The sequence below is a fragment of the Serratia sp. NCCP-200 genome (assembly GCF_059697885.1).
On the sequence record NZ_BAAKUJ010000007.1, the window covers coordinates 108,964 to 131,121 of the forward strand.

The 22,158-nt window shown below is 55.4% G+C and carries 17 protein-coding genes; 6 read left to right on the forward strand and 11 right to left on the reverse strand.

Annotated elements, in window-relative coordinates; all coding sequences use genetic code 11:
- Positions 1 to 66 precede the first annotated feature (66 nt).
- The 3 genes from glpE to malT all read right to left on the reverse strand — a co-directional run bounded on the left by glpE (position 67) and on the right by malT (position 4,468).
- Positions 67 to 393, reverse strand: a complete 327-nt coding sequence (gene glpE / locus AC6HVW_RS20740) for a thiosulfate sulfurtransferase GlpE (protein WP_021807441.1) — start codon at positions 391 to 393, stop codon at positions 67 to 69.
- A 113-nt stretch (positions 394 to 506) separates the two neighbouring features.
- Positions 507 to 1,496: an autotransporter family protein gene (locus AC6HVW_RS20745; RefSeq protein ID WP_071681383.1), complete on the reverse strand. Its 990-nt coding sequence runs from the start codon at positions 1,494 to 1,496 to the stop codon at positions 507 to 509.
- A gap of 257 nt (positions 1,497 to 1,753) precedes the next feature.
- Positions 1,754 to 4,468: an HTH-type transcriptional regulator MalT gene (gene malT / locus AC6HVW_RS20750; protein WP_186486512.1), complete on the reverse strand. Its 2,715-nt coding sequence runs from the start codon at positions 4,466 to 4,468 to the stop codon at positions 1,754 to 1,756.
- Positions 4,469 to 5,061: 593 nt separating this feature from the next.
- Between malT and malP the strand changes: the two genes are divergently transcribed.
- Entirely contained in the window at positions 5,062 to 7,467 is a 2,406-nt protein-coding gene (malP, locus tag AC6HVW_RS20755) for a maltodextrin phosphorylase (RefSeq protein WP_071681379.1), read from the forward strand.
- A gap of 9 nt (positions 7,468 to 7,476) precedes the next feature.
- Positions 7,477 to 9,558, forward strand: coding sequence for a 4-alpha-glucanotransferase (gene malQ / locus AC6HVW_RS20760; protein WP_071681377.1), 2,082 nt, complete (start codon positions 7,477 to 7,479; stop codon positions 9,556 to 9,558).
- 72 nt (positions 9,559 to 9,630) lie between these two features.
- Here the strand turns inward: malQ and nfuA are convergent, their stop codons facing one another.
- Together nfuA and gntX are read right to left on the reverse strand one after the other, a co-directional pair.
- Entirely contained in the window at positions 9,631 to 10,206 is a 576-nt protein-coding gene (gene nfuA, locus AC6HVW_RS20765; RefSeq protein WP_021181724.1) for a Fe-S biogenesis protein NfuA, read from the reverse strand.
- Between the two features lie 58 nt (positions 10,207 to 10,264).
- Positions 10,265 to 10,948: a DNA utilization protein GntX gene (gntX, locus tag AC6HVW_RS20770; protein ID WP_071681375.1), complete on the reverse strand. Its 684-nt coding sequence runs from the start codon at positions 10,946 to 10,948 to the stop codon at positions 10,265 to 10,267.
- Positions 10,949 to 10,979: 31 nt separating this feature from the next.
- Here gntX and bioH point away from each other — a divergent pair, with 31 nt between their 5' ends.
- A complete protein-coding gene (gene bioH, locus AC6HVW_RS20775; protein ID WP_071681373.1) occupies positions 10,980 to 11,750 on the forward strand; it encodes a pimeloyl-ACP methyl ester esterase BioH in 771 nt (256 codons plus the stop codon).
- Between the two features lie 300 nt (positions 11,751 to 12,050).
- Positions 12,051 to 12,335 (forward strand): YdgH/BhsA/McbA-like domain containing protein, encoded by a 285-nt coding sequence (locus AC6HVW_RS20780; RefSeq protein ID WP_021181721.1) that lies wholly within the window; start codon positions 12,051 to 12,053, stop codon positions 12,333 to 12,335.
- A 42-nt stretch (positions 12,336 to 12,377) separates the two neighbouring features.
- On the opposite strand, the gene AC6HVW_RS20785 is transcribed toward AC6HVW_RS20780, so the two are convergent.
- The 6 genes from AC6HVW_RS20785 to greB form a co-directional block, all read right to left on the reverse strand.
- Entirely contained in the window at positions 12,378 to 12,617 is a 240-nt protein-coding gene (locus AC6HVW_RS20785) for a FeoC-like transcriptional regulator (RefSeq protein ID WP_021807449.1), read from the reverse strand.
- Complete coding sequence (gene feoB, locus AC6HVW_RS20790) at positions 12,617 to 14,929, reverse strand: Fe(2+) transporter permease subunit FeoB (RefSeq protein ID WP_497569652.1); 2,313 nt, start codon at positions 14,927 to 14,929, stop codon at positions 12,617 to 12,619. Before feoB ends, AC6HVW_RS20785 begins: the two co-directional genes overlap by 1 nt.
- A 75-nt stretch (positions 14,930 to 15,004) precedes the next feature.
- Positions 15,005 to 15,229: a ferrous iron transporter A gene (feoA, locus tag AC6HVW_RS20795; RefSeq protein ID WP_021807451.1), complete on the reverse strand. Its 225-nt coding sequence runs from the start codon at positions 15,227 to 15,229 to the stop codon at positions 15,005 to 15,007.
- A gap of 591 nt (positions 15,230 to 15,820) precedes the next feature.
- Positions 15,821 to 16,363 (reverse strand): RNA 2'-phosphotransferase, encoded by a 543-nt coding sequence (locus tag AC6HVW_RS20800; protein ID WP_186486511.1) that lies wholly within the window; start codon positions 16,361 to 16,363, stop codon positions 15,821 to 15,823.
- A gap of 264 nt (positions 16,364 to 16,627) precedes the next feature.
- Positions 16,628 to 18,958 (reverse strand): Tex family protein, encoded by a 2,331-nt coding sequence (locus tag AC6HVW_RS20805; protein WP_071681367.1) that lies wholly within the window; start codon positions 18,956 to 18,958, stop codon positions 16,628 to 16,630.
- 125 nt (positions 18,959 to 19,083) lie between these two features.
- Entirely contained in the window at positions 19,084 to 19,566 is a 483-nt protein-coding gene (greB, locus tag AC6HVW_RS20810) for a transcription elongation factor GreB (RefSeq protein WP_071681365.1), read from the reverse strand.
- Between the two features lie 378 nt (positions 19,567 to 19,944).
- Here greB and ompR point away from each other — a divergent pair, with 378 nt between their 5' ends.
- Entirely contained in the window at positions 19,945 to 20,664 is a 720-nt protein-coding gene (gene ompR, locus AC6HVW_RS20815) for an osmolarity response regulator transcription factor OmpR (RefSeq protein ID WP_004709363.1), read from the forward strand.
- On the forward strand, positions 20,661 to 22,031 hold the full coding sequence (gene envZ / locus AC6HVW_RS20820; RefSeq protein ID WP_024482751.1) for a two-component system sensor histidine kinase EnvZ: 1,371 nt from the start codon (positions 20,661 to 20,663) through the stop codon (positions 22,029 to 22,031). Before ompR ends, envZ begins: the two co-directional genes overlap by 4 nt.
- Positions 22,032 to 22,158: the final 127 nt, after the last annotated feature.

The following is a 22,158-nucleotide window of genomic DNA, read 5'->3' on the forward strand; positions in this document are numbered from 1 at the left end:
AAGGGATCTGACAAAAACAGTGCAGAATTCAGCAATTGGCCGCCCAGAAAGGCGGCCAAAAGGGGATTAGGCGGAGGTCTCGACGTCCTGTGGGAACTGGCGGGCCCAGGCCTCAAAGCCGCCATCAATACTGTAAACCGCGTCAAACCCCTGATGCAGCAGATACTGCGCGGCGCTGCGGCTGCTGTTGCCGTGATAGCACATGACCATCACCGGGCGATCAAACTCGTTCTGCTGCATAAACGCGGACAGGGTGGCGTTGGTTAGATGAAAAGCGCCTGGCGTATGCCCAGCTTCAAAGCTTTGTGGATCGCGGATATCAACCAGCGCGGCGCTACCGTCTTTCAGGCGTTGGTGTGCTTGCACAACGTCGATCGTTTCAAACTGTTCCATAACTGCAAAATACCGGGTAATGGGGAATGCCGGTATTGTATCCAACTTTGGCTGGATTTAGACCAGAGCAACAGCAGGGACTTTATCCCCGCCGTCTTGCAGCCGTTGCGTTATTACCAGCGATAGCTCACACCCAAGGTGCCACCGTAATCCTGGTAGCTGTTGGCTCCCATGGTGATCCCGCCTTCAAACCACAGCTGCATGTTGTAAGTGCTAGGCGAATGCAGGCCTAACTTAACCTCAAACAGATCATCCAGGGAGTTGGATTCTACCCGCGTATCATTAAAGTTGACCGCGTTCTTGCCACTATTATGCCACCAGTTGGTGGCGAGATAGGCGGTAGTATAATCATCTTGATCGCTGTACCAGCGAATACCGACGCGTGAAGTAAAGTTTGGCGTATTGGTCTGATGAATATAGACGCCCGCCGGATCCTGATAATTATCGGCATCGAAGCGGTTATAAATAATCTGCAGCTGTGGCTCGATAATTAATTCGAGTGCCGAAAACGGCTGCAAGGCATAGCCGGTTTCCAGCGAGGCGCTAAAACCGGTGCTGTCATAATTCTGCTTGCCTTGGGCATAGGTCACGCTGTTGTTAAACCAGGCATATTGCAGCCAGGAATCCACATACGCCCCAGAATGCTTTTTCTTATCCTGATACCAGGTGCTGTAAGCGCCGATAGAATAGCCGTCGACTTTACCTTCGGATGAGAGGGTGGCATTGTTAGCGCTGCTCTTGGCGTGGCCGTAGCCGGTCATCAGGCCTGCCGTCCACTCTTCTTTGTTGTTATCCAAGGCCAGCAAATCCCCGCCAAGCATAAAGACCTGACGATCCATATCGACGGGCAAGCCGTTATCGCCCGCGCTCAGATCCTTACTGTGATAACCCGAAACGCGCATCCAGAATTGACTGTCCCCTGGCGCGGTCTTTCTTTGGTGCAGGGTATGAGAAAATAACGTTGATGCGGCAACCTGATTCCCCAGATAAACCCCGGCGTCGGGCCGAGAACTATAATCGATGAGGGTATCCGTGCTCGCCATGGCTTGATAGCCAATAAGATAAATCCCGGCTGTAATAAGTGATTTGCTGTTTATTGCCACAATCCCAACTCCCTATGGAAATTTGCCGCAATAGTACCCAGATGAAACGATAATGTCATGAGAAAACAGGCGGGCTTTAGATTGACCGCAGGTGATATCGCTCGACCTATTTATTTGGTGGATATATCAGGCTCTATATATTCTCCAAACTTGCAGATTTATGGTCGAACGCAGTTGTCAAATGTGACACGTTCGGTCCCCTCTCGCTGTGGGAAAGGGGGCCGTACCGGGCTTAAACTACTGATCTGATTTTAAAACTACGCGCCATAACCCATCATTTTCAGCAACTGCTGTGCCTGCTTCACCGCTTCCTGGCGATGTGCGACCCCCAGTTTCTGATACAGATTCCGGATATGGGTTTTGATGGTGGTAGCCGCCACGGCCAGTTCCCCGGCAATCTGATCGTTGCTGTAACCGGAGTAAATCAGGCCCAGCACCTGCCATTCACGCTGTGTCAGGGGGCTCGTGCGGATCAATTCTGGTACTTGCGGGTGAGTTAGCAGCTTATCGACAAAGTTCTCGTCAAAATGGGCGAACTTGTGCCGGTGATGCTGATTGATATCACGCAGAATGCGCTGGGCGCGATGCTGTTCCATTTCCGGCAGCGTATTGAGCTGGATCAGTTGACGCAGTTGCTGCGCCATGGCCTCTCCCTCGATCACAAAGTGGCTGATAAACCCGGTACGGTTGGCCAGCGAGAGCGATTCTATCAGCGCGCGCTGGGCATCCACTTTGCGGTCCATCTGCCAGTAGAGATGATTACTGAGCAGCAGGTTACGGTTGAGATCGCTCACCAACCGCAGGCGGCGGGCATTTTCGTTCAGCTCGTCCAACACCACTTCGGCTTCTTCGTACTGCCCAAGCAGGATTTGCACGCGGGCGATATTACGCCATTGCCCCTGCGTAAAGTGGTTGTTGGCCATCCCCGGTTTTTCGGTATGGCGCAGCCAATTGGCCGCTGCGGTGGTATCCCCGGTCATCTGCCAGTGGATCACCCTTGGTTTATCGGCATTGGTCAGCCAGTCCCGGTGATACTGTGAGCCATGCAGCAGGACTTCGCTGCGCAGCAGGTGAGCATTGGCATTATCCAGATCGCCACGCGCCAGCGAGCATTTCGCCAACATCGCCAGGCATTGCAACTGCTGCTGCGGCTGGTAGTTAGCCAACACCTTCAGCCCTTCACGTGCCGCTTCTTCGGCTTCGTCCAACCGTGACCACGACCAGAGCACCTGTGAGCGGATACGCAGCAGGAACTCGTGCATCGGTAACTGCTCCAGATGCTGTTCACGCACCAGTTCGAAGGCCTTATCCTGCGTTTCATAGGCGGCTTGCAGGAACCCTTGCGCGATCAGAATTTCGCTCTGCTGCAACAGCGCCCAAAGCGCATAGTGATAAGCCTGATGGCGGCGGGCCATTTGTTCGGTTTGCTGCATCATGGGCAACGCCCGTGCCAGTTCCCCCTTACAGTGGTGAACCTCACCGGTGACCGAGGTGGCCACGATGCGGCTGTAATAGCTGGATAGCGGCAGGAATTTCAGCGCCTCGGTGGCCAGCCGTTCGGCCTCTTCCGGTTTACCGGCGTTGATCGCCACCTGAGCACGCAGCGCGTCAAATTCAGCATGCAGAGTCTGGTCAATGACGATCTTTTGCTGGAGCATGGCCTGTTCGGCGCGTTCCAGTTGGGTATTCACTTCGCTGTAACGGTGTTGGCTTTGCGCCAGCCAGGCTTGCAGCAGCGCCAGTTTCGGGTTCTGGATCAGCCGTTCGTACGGCAGGGCATTCAGACACTCCTCCAGCAAGGCCAGTTCGCTGTGATGGAACAACGACCAGGCATGTTGCAACAGGATATCGCGCAACATGCTGACATCGCTGGCTGCCAACGCATGGTGAATGGCTTCCGCCGGGTACCCGAGCGCCAGCCATCCTTCTGCCGCCGCATGGTGCAGGCCTGGCAGTTCCAGCGCCAATTCCCACTGGCAACGCTGGCGCAGGAACGAGGCAAACAGCGGGTGGAAACAGAACCACTCGCCTGTGTCGTCCATACGGTGAATAAACAGGCCCTGGCGCTCAAGCTCTTCCAGGCGCTGCTGGCCGTTGTCTTCTCCGGTCAGGCGAACGATCAACGCGTCGTTCATCGAACGCAAAACCGAGCAGCGCAACAGGAACGCGCGGGCATCGGCATCAACGCGATCCAGCACCTCATCCACCAGATAATCGGACAGGTGGCTGGCGTTCAGCCCGGCCAGACGTTTGGCAGATTGCTGAGCGGAAGAGGTTGATTGGCGGGCGGAGAGCGCGATTAGCTGTAAGGCGGTTGCCCACCCCTCCACTTCGTCACACAGACGGCTGCTGTCATTGTGCTCCAGCGGGGAGGTAAGGCGGCAGTCAAAGAACTGTTTAGCCTCCTGATGATTAAAAGCCAATTGGCGCGTGCTCAGCTCTAACAGCTGATCGCGTACGCGAAGATTGGCGATCCCCAGGGGAGGCAGGGTGCGGGAAAGGATCAGCAGCGTCAGATTTTCTGGCTGGTGGCGCAGGAAGAAACGCATTGCTTCATGGATCTGGTCATTGGTGATCAGGTGGTAATCGTCGATCACCAGGTACAGTGGCTGGTGCCAGTCGGACAGTTCGATAAACAGCTGGGCAAACAGCGCCGAAAGGTTGGCGTATTGGTGTTTCTGGCTTAATGCCTCGCTTTTCACGCAGTGGCCAGTGGTGGCCTGTTGCAGCGCGGCGATCAGATAGCTGGCGAAGCGCTCCGGCTGGTTGTCGCTCTCGTCCAGGGAATACCACCCCAGCTCCGATTTGCCCGCGGCCCATTGTGCCACCAGCGTGGTCTTACCGTATCCTGCCGGGCAATTGACCAATGTCAGGCGATAGTTAGCCGCACCAGCCAGCTTCGCCAGCAGACGATCGCGTACCACGGTATTTTGCAGCCGTACCGGACGGCTCAGTTTTGATGGGATCAGCATAATATTCCAGGTGTAAAGTGCGGTTCCCGCCGCCGAAGGACTGCCCGAAGGAATTTATTTCACCGTGTTCCTGTCTCGGGACCGGGTTGAGTTAATTATTTTGTAGCTCGTAATTAATCCCCCTCTTTAACTTCGAACATCGTCAACGGTAATGCAACAAGCTTGCGCTTTGGCTTGAAGTTAAATTGCTATTGATCACACTTTTTTATGTTTGCCCCCGGTTCCGCTCTAACTGCGCTTTACATCGCGCCTGATTACCCTCAGAAATTACCTTGTTTTTCGGCTGGTAGTGGACAAGTACAAAACTTCATCAGCTATCATAACTGTGCTAACGTCCTAAGGTTTGCCGTCGATTTTATGCTCACCGGTGATATCGATGGGCTTTCTTACCGCACGCAAGGGGGCTTAAAAAGTGCCTGAGATCACAGTTTCAGCTACGCCCCAATCCTCCTCCCCAGCTAATCCCCAGGCGGGATGATGCCATTGCGGGTTCTCCCCGGCACGATAGTGAAAAAATTGGCCCATTTACTACCCAATGGAACTCAAGTTGCCGCTTGAAAGACGACGGGTACACCGGATAGAGAGTTTTACCTATGTCACAGCCTATGCTCAAAAAGGACGTTTTTCTGGCTGCACTGACTCGTCAGTGGCAGCGTTTTGGCCTCAGCTCCGCACAGCAGATGACTCAGCATCAATGGTGGGAGGCCGTAAGTGCCGCTCTCGCCGAACAGCTGGCCGCGCAGCCTGCGCCGCGTAAAAGCAGCAAGTCGTTGCGCCATGTAAACTACATCTCGATGGAATTCCTGATTGGCCGCCTGACGGCCAACAACCTGATCAACCTTGGCTGGTATGACACCGTTGAGGCGGCGTTGGCAGAGCAGGACGTCAAGCTGGCCGATCTGTTGGAGCAGGAAACCGATCCGGCGTTAGGTAACGGTGGTCTGGGGCGTTTAGCCGCCTGTTTCCTGGACTCGATGGCCACGGTGGAGCAACCGGCTACCGGCTATGGGCTGAACTATCAATACGGGCTATTCCGTCAGTCGTTCAAAGAGGGGCATCAGCAAGAGGCACCGGATAACTGGCAGCGCGAGAGCTACCCGTGGTTCCGCCATAATGCGGCGTTGGCCGTGGATGTCGGGATTGGTGGTAAGGTAGAGAAACTGGCCGATGGCCGCGAACTGTGGCACCCGGAGTTTACCCTGCGTGGGGAAGCTTGGGATCTGCCGGTGCTGGGCTTCCGTAACGGAGTCACTCAGCCGCTGCGTCTGTGGCAGGCAACGCATAGTCATCCATTCGATCTGGGGGATTTCAACGACGGCAAATTCCTGCAGGCGGAAAAGCAGGGCGTAGAAGCCGCCAAGCTGACCAAAGTGCTCTATCCGAATGACAACCATCAGGCTGGCAAACGCCTGCGCCTGATGCAGCAGTATTTCCAGTGTGCCTGCTCGGTGGCCGATATTCTGCGTAAGCACCATCTGGCCGGGCGCAAGATTGAAGAGTTGCCGAAGTACGAAGTGATCCAACTCAACGACACCCACCCAACCATCGCCATTCCAGAGCTGCTGCGTATTCTGCTCGATGAGCACCAACTGGATTGGGATGCGGCCTGGGCGATCACCAGCAAGACCTTTGCCTACACCAACCACACCCTGATGCCGGAAGCTCTGGAGTGCTGGGATGAGAAACTGGTCCGCAGCCTGCTGCCGCGCCACTTCTCTATCATCAAGCAGATCAATGCCAACTTTAAGCGGTTGGTAGACCAACACTGGCCGGGCGATGAGGCAGTGTGGGCCAAGCTGGCGGTGCACCACAACAAGCAGGTGCGCATGGCCAACCTGTGCGTGGTCAGCGGCTTTGCGGTGAACGGTGTGGCCCAGTTGCACTCGGATCTGGTGGTAAAAGATCTGTTCCCGGAATATCACCAGCTGTGGCCGAACAAATTCCACAACGTCACCAACGGCATTACGCCGCGCCGCTGGCTCAAGCAGTGTAACCCGGCATTGTCAGGCCTGATCGATACCACCCTGAAAGTCGAGTGGGCCAACGATCTTGATGCGTTGAAGGGCTTGGAAAAATACGCTGAAGACGCCGCTTTCCGCGAGAAGTACCAGCAGATTAAGCGCGATAATAAGGTGGTCCTCGCCAACTACGTGCACAGCGTAATGGGGCTGACGCTCAATCCAGACGCGATCTTCGACGTGCAGATCAAACGCCTGCACGAGTACAAGCGCCAGCATCTGAACCTGCTGCACATTCTTTCGCTGTATCGCCAACTGCGGGATAACCCGGATCTGGACATCGTGCCACGCGTATTCCTGTTTGGTGCCAAAGCCGCGCCGGGCTATTACCTGGCGAAGAACATCATCTATGCGATCAATCAGGCCGCAGAGAAGATCAATAACGATCCGATCGTCAAAGATCGCCTGAAAGTGGCCTTCATCCCTGATTACCGCGTTTCCGTCGCTGAACTGATGATCCCGGCGGCGGACATTTCCGAGCAGATCTCCACCGCCGGTAAAGAAGCGTCGGGCACCGGGAATATGAAGCTGGCGCTGAACGGCGCACTGACCGTTGGCACGCTGGACGGAGCCAACGTCGAGATCGCCGAGCAGGTCGGCGAGGACAACATCTTTATTTTCGGCAACACCGTGGAGCAGGTCAAAGCGCTGTTGGCCAAGGGTTATGATCCGCTGAGCTATCGCAAGAAAGACAAACACCTGAAGGCAATCCTGGATGAACTGGCCAGCGGCACATTCAGTCACGGTGACAAGCACGCCTTCGATATGATGCTGCACAGCCTGTTGGAAGGTGGCGATCCGTATCTGGTGCTGGCGGACTTTGCTTCCTACTGCGAAGCTCAACGGCAGGTAGACAAACTGTATCGTGACCGCGACGAATGGACGCGCCGCACTATCCTTAACACCGCGCGCGTAGGCATGTTCAGCTCGGATCGTTCGATCCGTGACTATCAGCAACGCATTTGGCAAGCCAAGCGTTAAGGAGTGTGAATGAGTAAAGGTATCGATCAGGTAGCAGCCCAGGCTGGGATTGCTGCCGATTACATCAATGCCCACGGCCAACGCCAGGCGATTTCGCCGGAAACCAAACGCAAGCTGTTGGCGGCGATGAACCCGGCGTCGTTGCAGCCGTCAACGGCTCCCTTGCCACTGGTTAAAGTCTTTTATCATGGCAACCCGGTGGCGCTGCCGCTGGGGGGAGATGGCGAGTTTCATTGGGTATTGTTGCGTGAGGATGGTAGCCAGCAAGAAGGCCGTGCCAGTGCGCACAAAACCCTGACCCTGCCGGGCAAGTTACCGCTGGGTTATCACCAGCTCACGTTGTCACAGGGGGAGCAACAATGGGCCTGCCGGCTGATTGTCGCCCCCAAGCGTTGCTACGAGCCGGATGCATTGTTGACCGGCAAGAAGCTGTGGGGAGCCTGCGTACAGCTCTACACGCTGCGTTCCGAGCGTAACTGGGGGATTGGCGACTTTGGCGATCTGCGGGCGATGGTCGGTGAGGTGGGTGAACGCGGCGGCGCCTTTATCGGGCTCAACCCGATCCACGCGCTGTATCCGGCCAGTCCGGAAAGCGCCAGCCCTTATAGCCCGTCTTCGCGCCGCTGGTTGAACGTGGTGTATATCGACGTCAACGTGGTGGAGGATTTCCAGCTCAGCCAGGCTGCGCAAAAATGGTGGCAGAAGGCTGCGACGCAGAAGCTGTTGGCCAAGGCGCGTAGTAGTGAGCTGGTGGACTACAGCACGGTAACGCAGTTGAAGCTGGCGGCGTTGAAGCTGGCTTTCCCGCATTTCCAGGCCCGCAAGCCGCAGGATGCTCTGACGCAGGAATTTGAGCGCTTCGTCGATGAAGGGGGCAGCAGCCTGTATCAGCAGGCAACGTTCGACGCGTTACATGCCCATCTCAGTGCCAAAGACAGCACTATGTGGGGATGGCCAGCCTGGCCGGAGGAGTATCAGCAGGGCAATAGCCCGGCAGTGGAAACCTTCTGTAAGCAGCATGAGGATGAGGTTACCTTCTACCTGTGGCTGCAATGGTTGGCGGCCAGCCAGTTTGCCGAGTGCTTCGGCCAAAGCCAGCAGTGCCAGATGCCGATTGGGCTGTACCGCGATCTGGCGGTCGGGGTGGCAGAGGGCGGGGCGGAAACCTGGTGTGAACGCGAACTGTATTGCATGCAAGCCTCGGTGGGTGCTCCGCCGGATATTCTCGGGCCGCTGGGGCAAAACTGGGGCCTGCCGCCGATGGATCCGCATGTGATGGTGGCGCGGGGTTATCAGCCGTTTATCGATTTGCTGCGGGCCAACATGACCAGTTGTGGCGCCTTGCGTATCGATCACGTGATGGCGATGCTGCGTTTATGGTGGATCCCTTATGGTGAAACGGCCGATCACGGTGCCTATGTGAAATACCCGGTTGACGATCTGCTGGCGCTGTTGGCCTTGGAGAGTCAGCGCCATCGTTGCATGGTGATTGGGGAGGACTTAGGGACCGTGCCGGTGGAGATCGTCGGCAAACTGCGTGATGGCGGCGTCTATTCCTACAAGGTGCTGTATTTCGAGCACGATGCGGAGAAGCAGTTCCGTGCGCCGCAGTCATACCCGGTGCAGGCAATGGCGACCATTACTACCCACGATCTGCCAACGCTGCGTGGCTATTGGCAAAGTGGCGATCTGACGCTCGGTAAGCAACTGGGGCTATACCCGGATGCGGAAGTGCTCAAAGAGCTGTTTGCCGATCGAGAACGGGCCAAGCAGGGGTTACTGGACGGGCTGCATCGTTACGGCTGCGTACCGCAAAAGGTCGGCAAGAAAGCCTCGTTGTTGAGCATGAGCCCGTTGCTGAACCGGGGTCTGCAACGCTATGTGGCAGACAGCGCAAGCGCGCTGCTGGGCCTGCAGCCGGAAGACTGGCTGGATATGGCGGAACCGGTCAATATTCCCGGCACCAGCGATCAGTACCCGAACTGGCGGCGCAAGCTGAGCCAGACCTTGGAAGCGATGTTTGACGATGCTGAGGTCAACCGTTTATTGAAGGATTTGGATAAGCGACGTAGGAAGGTTTCGGTAGGCTAAATGCATCGGGGCGGCTTACCGACCCCGATGGAGACAGGCAGGGCGCAAAACGGAATTGCGCCCTGACAGTTATCAGTAGTAGGAGTGTTCGCCGCGCTGGTGCTCGGTGAGATCGCGCACGCCTTTCAGTTCCGGGAACTTTTGCAGCAGCTCTTTCTCGATCCCTTCCTTCAGCGTCACGTCGACCATTGAACAACCGTTGCAACCGCCGCCGAACTGCAGGATGGCCAGCGCGTCGTCGGTGATTTCCATCAGCGTCACACGGCCACCGTGGCCAGCCAGCTGCGGGTTGATCTGCGATTGCAGCACGTACTCAACGCGCTCCATCAGTGGCGCATTGTCGTCCACTTTGCGCATTTTGGCGTTCGGCGCTTTCAGCGTCAGCTGTGAGCCGAGCTGATCGGTGACGAAGTCGATCTCGGCGTCGTCCAGATAAGGCGCGCTCAGCTCATCGACGTAAGCGGACAGCTTCTCGAACTTGAGTTCGGTATCTGTCGCTTCCACCGCGTCTGGCGGGCAATAAGAGACACCGCATTCGGCCGTCGGCGTACCCGGATTGATCACGAATACGCGGATTTGGGTGCCTTCTTCTTGGCTTGCCAACAGCTTGGCAAAGTGTTCCTGTGCAGCATCTGTTATACGGATCATAGCATTAGCTCAATAGTTGACTTCTATAGTAGGTTATAATACGCCCATTGCCGTGGTACTACAACGTGCGGCAAACGCACCAAATCTGCAATGATGCGACGCCCTGCTTCTGTAACAGTGTAGCGATTTCCGCCATGGTGCTGCCAGTGGTAACCACATCATCCAGCAGCGCCACATGTTTTCCTGCCAGGTTCTCATCACAACGGAAAGCCCCACGCAGATTACGCCGCCGCAGGCGCGCTATCAATTGCTGTTGTGGCGCGGTTGCCCTGATGCGGCGTAATGCCGCAGGGCGATATTCGCAGCCCAACCAGCGGGCCAGTGGCAGGGCCAACAGCTCGCTTTGGTTATAGCCACGTCGCCAGCAGCGTTTATCCTGCAAGGGTACCGCTAAAATCACCTCCGGTCTGTTCAGATGTTGCTCTCGGTGCGCCTGCAGCCAGTGCAGCAGGATCAAACGAGCCAGAGTGGGAGCCAGTGCGGGTGTCTGTTGGAATTTGAAATTTTTCACCAGGGTGCTGATGGGCGGGCGATAATCCGAAACAAATACCAAGGCTTGCCAAGGGGGCGCCTTTTGCAGACATCGTCCGCAAGGCTGATGGGGATCGCCACTGGGCAAACCGCAAACCGGGCAGCAACAGGGTTTGGCGGGCAACGTGCGTAGGCAGTAGCTGCAGATACCCTGTTGCATCAGCCGTAATGGTTGCCGGCATAGCCAACAGCGGCTGTGGATTGGTAGCATAGTCACCTCCGTTTTAGCAGGACAATAACTGATGACTGAGCTGTATTGGAAAACACTGGGAGAGGGCGATCGCGATCTTGTGCTGCTGCACGGATGGGGATTGAATGCCGAGGTCTGGGGTTGCACGTTGGAGCGATTGGCTCCGCATTTTCGCCTACATCTGGTGGACTTGCCTGGCTATGGCCGCAGCCAGGGCTATGGGGCCGTCTCGTTAACGGAGATGGCAGAGATACTGCTGGTCGTCGCACCCAAGCAGGCTTATTGGCTGGGGTGGTCCCTTGGTGGACTGGTTGCCGGGCAGATCGCCCTTATGCAGCCTGAGCGGGTAACCGGGCTGATCACCGTAGCTTCTTCGCCCTGCTTTACGGCGCACGACCCGTGGCCGGGGATCCGTCCGGAGGTGCTCAGTGGCTTCCAGCAGCAGCTCAGCCATGATTTCCAGCGCACCGTGGAACGTTTTCTGGCGTTGCAAACGTTGGGCACGGAAAGCGCTCGTCAGGATGCGCGCCAGTTGAAAACCGTAGTGCTCAATCAGCCGATACCGGGTGTTGAGGTGCTGAACGGAGGCCTGGAGATGCTACGTACGGTGGATCAACGCCAATCGTTGGCGGCACTGACGATGCCGGTACTGCGTATTTATGGTTACCTCGACGGGCTGGTGCCGCGCAAAGTGGCTAGCCTGTTGGATGAATTGTGGCCAAGCTCCACCTCGGAGGTGATCGCCAAAGCGGCCCATGCGCCGTTTATCTCTCATCCCGAAGCATTCGCTAACATTATTAATCAATTTGTTGCAACCGAGTAATGGCGCGGTCTGGCGGCGATATCTCATTGATTACAGATTATAAACGCACAAAACGGCGGTAAATTTTCAACCAATAAGTGGATAAAAACTAAACCTGTTCGATACTTGAAGGGGTAAATGCGTGGCTACAAGGTGAATATAAGCTTATCAATCTTCACTTTGGCGATTTGTTTCTGGGCAGAGGGAGCTTCGTCAGGGAAAGCAACGAAGCTGTTAGACGTCGCAGTAGCCAAGCTCGATGACGCATTTGTTGTTAGTCGCTTTCATAAAAATCCAATTTATCCATTGAGAGGTATTATCATGAAATCATTGAAGATGATCGTTGCGGCGTTGATTGTAGGCTCAGTGTCTTTCGGTTCGATGGCTGCAACCTTGCTAACTAAGGACGAGCTGGATAAGAACCCAGGCAAGTATGAGAAAATTGGTACCGTGTCTTCAACTGCACAGGCCACCGATCCGATGGACTTGAAAGATGAATTGTCCAAACTGGCCGATGAGAAAGGGGGCCAATACTATGTCGTGCTGGCTGCCCGTGAGCACGGCAAGTTCAGCGCCGTAGCGGATGTGTATAAAGACAAGCAATAATCTTCAAGTAGGGGGTGCAGGCAAACTATTGCGCCCCTGTATTCACCCCTTCAAACGATAAATCACCGTGTTACAAGCCAGCCCTTCTGGGCAACTCTTACAGCTACCGCTCAGGCATTCGCTGCTATCGAGCTCAATACGTTCAACTTTCCCCATGGCGGTCAAACGTTGCAGCATTGCTTCAACCAATGGCAAGGGCGTTGCCAACTGCTGACTCAGCTGTTGCGCCTGAGCGCTGCCCCGAAGGGCAAGCGCATCACGGATTTGCAGCAGGCTGGCCATTAGTGACAGTCACCCGAACTTTGACAACAGGACGCCGAGGTGGTGCTACGCAAACGGATCGTTACGCGGCTACGAGCCTTGCGCAAGCCCAATAGTACCAGCGCATTGAACAGCAGCACGATCAGGATCGCTGTCGCGCTGTATTGCGGATGCTGGCTGAAGGTCGCGATCTGATAGAACAGCGTTGCCAGCGAATAGGCCACGTTCAACCCCCACAGGATGGAGAAGGTCATCCAACCCCGGCTGGACTCACGTGCAATAGCGCCCATCACCGAAACGCAGGGAACGTAAAGCAACACGAAAATCAGATAGCTGTAGGCAGAGATTGAAGTGCCAAATTTGCTACTCATAACGCCCATTGAGCCCACGCCCATCTCACCATCACCCTTGCTGGCTTCGATAGGGTTGGAGAGTACGCTCAGGCTGAAGGTGCTCTTCAGGCCCTGCCAGGTTTCATTGACGGCGGCGCCGAGCTCATCAAGCAGGTTGAAGTTGGCGGCATCGAAGTGCTCATTGGTGATGTTCTCTGCGGTGTACAGCGTGTTGAGCGTCCCGACCACCACTTCTTTGGCCATCGCCCCGGTTACCAACCCGACGGTTGCTTGCCAGTTATCATTGTGTACGCCCATTGGCTGCAATAATGGCGTCAGCACTTTGGAAACCGAGGCCAGCGCTGAATCATTGATGCTGTCTACCGGCTGCCCGCTGAACGAGAAGCTGTTCAAGCCGCCAATAAAGATGCTGGCAATCACGATCACTTTCCCGGCGCGCAGCACAAAACCTTTCAGGCGTTGCCAGGTTTGCAGCAACAGGCTTTTCAGATGCGGCACGTGATAAATCGGCAGCTCCATCACGAACGGCGATGCTTCTCCGCGCATGATGGTGTATTTCAGCACCAGGCCGGTGAGGATCGCCACCACGATGCCGAGCATATACAGTGAGAACACCACGCCCGCGCCGTCCTGGCCGAAGAAGGCCGCGGCGAATACGGCAAAGATTGCCAAACGCGCGCCGCAGGACATAAAGGGGGCCATCATGATGGTGATCAGGCGTTCGCGTGGGGCATCCAAGGTGCGTGCGCCCATAATGGACGGCACGTTACAGCCAAAGCCGACGATCAGCGGCACGAAGGATTTACCCGGCAGCCCGAGCGCCTGCATCAGGCGGTCCATAACAAATGCCGCTCGCGCCATATAGCCGGAGTCTTCCAGGAATGACAGGAACAGATACATCATGCCGATCTGGGGAACCAGCGGCAGCACGGTATTGATACCGCCCCCCACGCCCTGCGCCAGGAAGACGGTCAGCCACTGCGGGAAATGCAGGGTATAACCGATCCACTGGATGCCCTGAATAAAGATGGCCGCCGAACCGAGATCGAAGATTGGTTGCAGTGCGCCACCGATGTTGATCGCCAATACGAACATGATGTACATCACCAGCAGGAAGATCGGCACCCCCAGCCAGCGGTTGAGGATCACCCGATCCAGTACCTCCGTCAGGCGGTTTGGCAACGCCAGCTTGGAGTTGCTGACCGCATCGCAGATAGTGGCGATCGACTGGTAGCGGGCATCGGCAATTACCAGCGCGGGATCTTCCTGCTGCTGCTGTTGCAGCGCTTGCCTGGAATGAGCCAGCAGATCGGTGGCGTTCCCGGCTAACTGATGGCTGTAGATGTCGCCCTCCAGCATTTGCAGCGCCAGCCAGCGGCGTTGTTCGGTGGGCAACTGTTGAGGCATGGCCTCGGTCAGCGTAGCGATTTCGTCTAACAGCAGCGGCGGATAGGCCACCAGCGCTTTTAACTCATTGAAGCGGTGATTGTCGATGGTCTGTTTCAGCAGGCCAATGCCATCGGCCTTGGTGGAAACCATGGATACCACCGGGCAGCCAAGGCGCTCGGCCAGGGCAGCGACATCGATCTCAATATTCTGGCTCTTGGCAATGTCTTGCATGTTCAAGGCCACGATGCACGGAATACCCAGCTCCAGCAGTTGCAGCGTCAGGTAGAGGTTGCGTTCCAGGTTGGAGGCATCGACCACGTTGATCAGCATATCCGCATCGCCGCTCAGGATGTAGTGACAGGCGATCTGCTCATCCAGCGAGGTTTGTTCGGAGATGGTGGTGAGCGAGTAGGTGCCTGGTAAATCAACCAGCGTAACCTGCGACTGCGGCGTCGTAAACTGGCCCTCTTTACGCTCAACTGTCACCCCGGCCCAGTTACCGACCCGCTGGCGTGCTCCGGTGAGCTGGTTGAACAGCGTCGTCTTGCCCGAGTTCGGGTTACCGATTAAGCCAATAGTGATTTTTTTCATAAACCAACGTGATATCAGTAAATTAAGTATCGGCCGTGTTTGCACACGGCAACTGCCTGAGGCGGGGACAGCGCGTTACGCTTGGCTATCTAGCAGGATCAGGTCTATATCTTTTTTCCGCAGTACCAGGCTAACGCGGCGAGTCTTTATTTCTATCGGATCGCCAAATGGTGCCACGCGTACCACGTCAAACTGCGAGCCGGGCAGCATGCCAAGCGACAGTAATTTCTGGCGGTAGGCCGGGCTAATCTCGCTGGAGAAACCGGTAATTTTATAGGTATGTTTAGGAAGCAGCTGCATATTGCCTTCTCAATGCGTTGAGCATTCCCACAGGAATGACACCTTCAGAACATTTGCTGCCCAGACTACCTGTGAAAAGGTGTATGGGGCCAGGAGCGCCGAGCCAAAAACAGAGCAATGAATACACAGAATCATAGTGATAACAATTATCGTATTCAATACGGAATGTATGGGCAATTGTAAATGCTGTCATATCTGCAATGGACGCCTTGCCAGCTCCTGTTTTAGCACTAAGCCAAACGCACTGCAAATGAGTGCAAAAGGTTAATTAAGTTGCAAATTTGTGTATTTTCTTGCGGTAATGAAACAGTTGTAGCTCTATTGGCGTGGCTGAAAGTTTTATGGCGCAGATCTGGCAACATCGCCTGCTGTAAATGAGAGAGGTAAGTATTTGTGTTTACGACACAATCGACGAACTGAAAAGGTGGTGTTAATAAGGGTGTTAACAACGGAGCATTTTTACCGGCGTGCGGGCTTTAAGCGATAGCTCGAAACCGGGTGGCAAAATAATCGCCATTTTATTGCGGTAGGTCAAAATTGTCGGGGGTGGCGCTAGAAGGGCAAATGGCAAAAATGCCTTCATTTCTGCCATCACTTATCAATAAACTTTACTGGCACAGCCGTCGTCAACCAGACCCCATTATCAGCCTGATAAAATTTAAAGCCATTTTGGTACATTGCCAATGCATCAATGGTTAACACAACAGGTTTGCCATGCCTTTGGCCAACGGCGGTCGCTGTAGTGATATCAGCGGATAGATGCACATACTGACGGGAGCCAGCGATCAATCCGTCTTGATTAATTGAAGCGATAAAACGTGTTGCCGTGCCATGGTAAAGGTACTGTGGCGGGGTCTGTTCCTGATAGCTGATATCAACCTGTTTTGAGGAGTGCCCCTGTACCGCGCGGATATAACCGCCATCATCAGAAATAGAGAAGCGCTTCTTGTCGCTGTTCTCTACAACCGATCTGATTAGCGGCAGGTCAAGTATCCTACCCTTTTTAGCTGCACAGGCGATAAGCGAGTCGAGATTCGCCCATCCTTCACTGTCCAGCGTTAAACCGATAGATTCTGGTTGGTGGCGTAATACATAGCTTAAAAACTTGCTTACATCTTGATTTTGATGACCCATTTCACATTCCTTGTTGTTGGTATCGGCATATTACTGGGTAATCTATGGCTGGTGTCAATGAAGAGAGCAATTTTGCTGACGCTATGTAGGGTGGGATGTCATCCCCGAGCTAGTGGATTGATGACTAATTTACCTACGAACTCCAGAAGTCCATAGTTGAATACATGGATCTCATCGACCGTAATAAATCCGCGCTGTCTCTTGAGCGCAGAACCGATCAAGAGACAGCCGAAGGAGGGGATAAGGGTTTATCCCCTCAGCTCATTATTTCTTGCCAAATGCGGCGGCCAGCGCATCACCCATGGCGCTGTTACCTGCCGGGGTGCTGTTGCGTGGCTTAGGCTTATTGACCGCCGGGCGCGAAGTCTTATCGCGTGCTGGAGCGTTGTTATTGCCCCCGCCACGGCGTGCGGAACCCTCTCCCGGTTGCTCATCCAGACGCATGCTCAGCGCGATACGCTTACGCTGCAGATCCACCTCCATCACCTTCACCTTGACGATATCACCGGCTTTTACCACGGTATGCGGATCTTCAACGAACTTGTCCGCCAGTGACGAGATGTGCACCAGGCCATCCTGATGGACGCCGATATCAACAAAGGCACCAAAGTTGGTGACGTTGGTGACCGAACCTTCCAGGATCATGCCCACCTGCAGGTCGTTGAGGGTTTCCACCCCTTCGGCGAAGGTAGCCGTTTTGAATTCCGGGCGCGGATCACGGCCTGGTTTTTCCAACTCTTTCAGGATGTCGGTGACCGTTGGTACGCCGAATTTCTCATCGGTAAAGTCGCTGGCTTTCAGGCTGCGTACCGCGCTCGGGTTGCCCATCAAATCTTGCAGAGCCTGGCGGGTTGCGGCCAGAATGCGTTCCACCACCGGGTAGGTTTCCGGGTGAACGGTTGACGCATCCAGCGGGTTATCGCCGTGGTTGATGCGCAGGAAGCCCGCGCACTGCTCGAAGGCTTTTGGCCCCAAGCGGCTCACTTTCAGCAGTTGTTCACGGTTACTGAAGCGGCCATTCTCATCACGCCAGGTGACGATATTCTGCGCCATCATGCGTGTCAGGCCAGCAACTCGGGTCAGCAGCGGCACGGAGGCGGTGTTCAGATCAACCCCAACGGCGTTCACACAGTCTTCCACCACCGAGTCCAGCTTCTTGGCTAACTGGCTTTGGCTGACGTCATGTTGGTATTGGCCCACGCCGATAGATTTCGGATCGATTTTCACCAGTTCCGCCAGCGGATCTTGCAGACGGCGGGCGATGGAAACCGCACCGCGCAGCGAAACGTCCAGGTTCGGGAACTCCAACGCGGCCAGCTCGGAAGCGGAATACACCGAAGCTCCGGCCTCGCTGACGATCACTTTCTGGGCTTTAACGTCTGGGAACTGCTGTTGCAGCTCGGCATAGAAACGCTCGGTCTCGCGGGATGCGGTGCCGTTACCGATGGCAACTAGCTCAACCTTGTGTTTGATGCACAACGCGGCAACGACCGCAGCGGCTTTGGCTGCCTGCCCGGTGTGCGGATAAACGGTATCGGTGGCAACCAGCTTGCCGGTGGCATCCACCACCGCCACTTTAACGCCAGTGCGCAGGCCAGGATCCAGGCCCATGGTAGCGCGCATACCGGCCGGGGCTGCCATCAGCAGATCGTGCATGTTGCGGGCGAAAACGTTGATCGCTTCGTCTTCCGCACGCTCACGCAGGGTACTCATCAGCTCGGTTTCCAGATGCAGCAACACCTTGATGCGCCACGTCCAGTTAACCACGGATTTACGCCAGGCATCTGCCGGCGCGTTGTTCAGGCGCAGGTTGAGATGGTTGGTGATAATCAGCTCGCCCTGGCTTTCACGCGGGGTTTCTTCAAACTGCGGATCGGCGTTCAGCGCCAGTTGCAGCACGCCTTCATTGCGGCCACGGAACATCGCCAGCGCACGGTGCGAAGGCACTTGCGCAATAGGTTCATGGTGATCGAAGTAGTCACGGAATTTCGCGCCTTCCTCTTCTTTACCCTCGACAACCTTGGACACCAGATGGGCGTTTTTCCACAGGTAGTCACGCACCTTGGCCAGCAGGGTAGCGTCTTCGGCAAAGCGTTCCATCAGGATGTAGCGTGCGCCGTCCAGCGCCGCTTTGACGTCTGCCACGCCCTTTTCGGCATCGACAAACCCTTCGGCCAGTTGCTCTGGCTGCTGTTGCGGATCTTGCCACAGGGAGTCTGCCAGCGGTTCCAGACCGGCTTCAATAGCGATCTGCCCACGGGTGCGGCGTTTCGGTTTGTAGGGCAGGTAAAGATCTTCGAGTTCGGTTTTGCTTTGCGTGGCGTTGATTGCCCCCGCTAACTGCTCGGTCAGTTTACCCTGATCTTCAATGGACTTGAGGATGGTTTGGCGGCGATCTTCCAGTTCACGCAGATAGCCCAGACGAGTCTCCAACTGACGCAGTTGGGTATCATCCAGGCCCCCGGTGACTTCCTTACGATAGCGTGCGATAAACGGCACGGTATTACCTTCATCCAGCAGACGGATGGCGGAGTCAACTTGCTCCGGGCGGGCCTGCAGTTCGGTTGCAATAATGCGGCTCAGTGGATCAGTCATAAGTCAGGTATCTGTTAGCAGCGATAATCGATAGGGGGATAGTTATACGTTTTGCAGGGGGAAAATGCCAGCCCAGAGGGCCGAGGTTTTGATGGGCGCAGCATGCAGCGCCCCTAAGGTCTCAACTATTCTTCGTCTTTGATATATTCGATCTCGTTGACCGTCCAGTAGGCAATACCTGCCGGGGTCTCAACCGTGGCCGTATCCCCCACCTCTTTTTTCAGCAAGGCGCGAGCCATGGGGGAGTCGATGGAGATGTAGTCTTTACGGCCAAAGATTTCGTCGTAACCCACGATGCGAAAGCGTTTGGTATCGCCATCATCATTCTCGATCTCTACCCAGGCCCCAAAGAACACCTTGCCCGCCTGCTGTGGTGAATAATCGACAATTTTCAGCTGTTCAAGGCACTTAGTGAGATAGCGCACCCGGCGATCGATCTCACGCAGCCGCTTTTTATTGTATTGGTAGTCGGCATTTTCACTTCTGTCGCCCAAGCTTGCGGCCCAGGTGACTTTCTTGGTCACTTCCGGGCGCTCTTCACGCCACAGGAAATCCAGTTCTTTTTTGAGTTTGTTGTAACCCTCGCGGGTGATCAGCAATGTTTTCATCGTCATCCATCATCGAATCACAGGAGCAGTAGGCATTCTCGCATAAAGCGGCCACCATATCCGTTGGCGTTTTTTTTATAAACCTGAGGTACACTGCCAATTCGCCAGTCTTGCGGTTTTCTGCCAAGAGTGTACATCATACGCAGCGGGAAGTTGTTTACCGATCTGCGGCTCCGGTTTAAGTGAAAATTGTTGATATTTGGGCAAAAGAATAAGCTTTGTAACAATTTCGTCTAGAATAAATACCATTAAACGCTGTCAGTAATGATGGAGTTTTTGAACAATACGAGGCTGTTGCCAAATAGCCGCCAGCGGTGCCAATGCATAAGTGCGGGCCACAGTCTAGAATCAGGCAATACAGCCTTTGGGAGTCAGACAATGCAAGAGAATCACAAGATTCTGGTCGTCGATGATGACATGCGCCTGCGTGCGCTTTTAGAGCGTTACTTAACCGAACAGGGCTTCCAGGTTCGCAGCGTTGCCAACGCTGAGCAAATGGATCGTTTGCTGACGCGCGAGTCTTTCCATCTGATGGTATTAGACCTGATGTTGCCGGGTGAAGACGGGCTGTCCATTTGCCGTCGCCTGCGCAGTCAAAGCAACCCGATGCCGATCATTATGGTGACCGCCAAGGGTGAAGAAGTGGACCGTATCGTCGGGCTGGAAATCGGTGCAGATGACTATATCCCTAAGCCGTTCAACCCGCGTGAACTGCTGGCTCGAATCCGTGCAGTACTGCGCCGTCAGGCCAACGAACTGCCGGGTGCGCCTTCTCAGGAAGAGGCGGTGATCGCCTTTGGTAAATTCAAACTGAACCTCGGCACGCGCGAGATGTTCCGTGAAGATGAACCTATGCCATTAACCAGCGGTGAGTTCGCCGTGCTGAAAGCCCTGGTCAGCCACCCACGCGAACCGTTGTCGCGCGATAAGCTGATGAATCTGGCCCGTGGCCGCGAATACAGTGCGATGGAGCGTTCCATCGACGTGCAGATCTCGCGCCTGCGCCGCATGGTTGAGGAAGATCCGGCACATCCACGCTATATCCAGACCGTTTGGGGTCTTGGCTACGTCTTCGTCCCGGACGGCAGTAAGGCATGAGACGATTACGCTTTTCACCGCGTAGCTCGTTTGCCCGAACTTTGCTGTTGATCGTCACCTTGCTGTTCGTCAGCCTGGTGACGACCTATCTGGTGGTGCTTAACTTCGCCATCCTGCCCAGTCTGCAGCAGTTCAATAAGGTATTAGCGTACGAAGTTCGTATGCTGATGACCGATCGGCTGCAACTGGAGGACGGTACCTTGCTGGAGGTGCCGCCAGCGTTCCGCCGCGAGATCTACCGCGAGCTGGGCATTTCGCTTTATACCAACGCGGCTGCTGAAGAGAGCGGCCTGCGCTGGGCGCAACACTACCAATTTCTTAGCCAGCAGATGGCGCAGCAACTGGGTGGCCCGACCGACGTCCGCGTCGAGGTTAACAAAAACTCCCCGGTGGTCTGGCTGAAAACCTGGTTGCAGCCAGATATCTGGGTGCGCGTCCCGCTGACCGAAATCCATCAAGGCGATTTCTCGCCGCTGTTCCGCTACACCCTGGCGATTATGTTGCTGGCGATAGGCGGCGCCTGGCTGTTTATCCGCATTCAGAACCGCCCTCTGGTGGAGCTTGAGCATGCTGCCTTGCAGGTAGGCAAAGGCATTATTCCGCCGCCGCTACGTGAGTATGGTGCCTCTGAGGTGCGCTCGGTAACCCGAGCCTTCAACCAGATGGCTTCTGGGGTGAAGTTGCTGGCCGACGATCGCACGCTACTGATGGCGGGAGTCAGCCATGACCTGCGCACGCCGTTGACGCGTATCCGTCTGGCGACGGAAATGATGAGCGAACAAGACGGTTATCTGGCGGAGTCGATCAATAAAGATATCGAAGAATGTAACGCCATTATCGAACAGTTTATTGATTACCTGCGTACCGGCCAGGAGATGCAAACCGAAATTTGCGATTTGAATTCCATTCTGGGCGAAGTGGTGGCCACCGAAAGTGGCTACGAGCGGGTGATTGAAACCGATATTCTGCCGGGTGAGCTGATGGTGAATGTGCATCCGCTCTCGATCAAACGTGCGGTGGTGAACATGGTGGTGAATGCGGCGCGCTATGGCAACGGCTGGATCAAGGTCAGCAGCGGGCGCGAACTGCAGCGCGGCTGGTTCCAGGTGGAGGATGATGGCCCCGGTATCAAGCCGGAAGAGCTGAAGCATCTGTTCCAACCCTTTGTGCGCGGCGACAGTGCGCGTAGCACCAGCGGCACCGGGTTAGGGTTGGCGATCGTGCAGCGCATCATTGACGCTCATGCTGGCGTGCTGGATATCGGCACCAGCGAGCGTGGTGGGCTGCGTATCCGAGCCTATCTCCCAATACCGATCGAGAAGAAAGAAACTTCCAGCGGGAATCCGCCAGCCAAAGAGAACGCCTGATATCCTGACTTAAGGCCGCAGCACTGTGGCCTGGTCAATATTAACGGGCGCAGCATTGCAGCGCCCCTACAAATTGGCCACAAGTGCAAGTCAGCCACGAATTCAAACCAACCTCAAGTGCAAATCA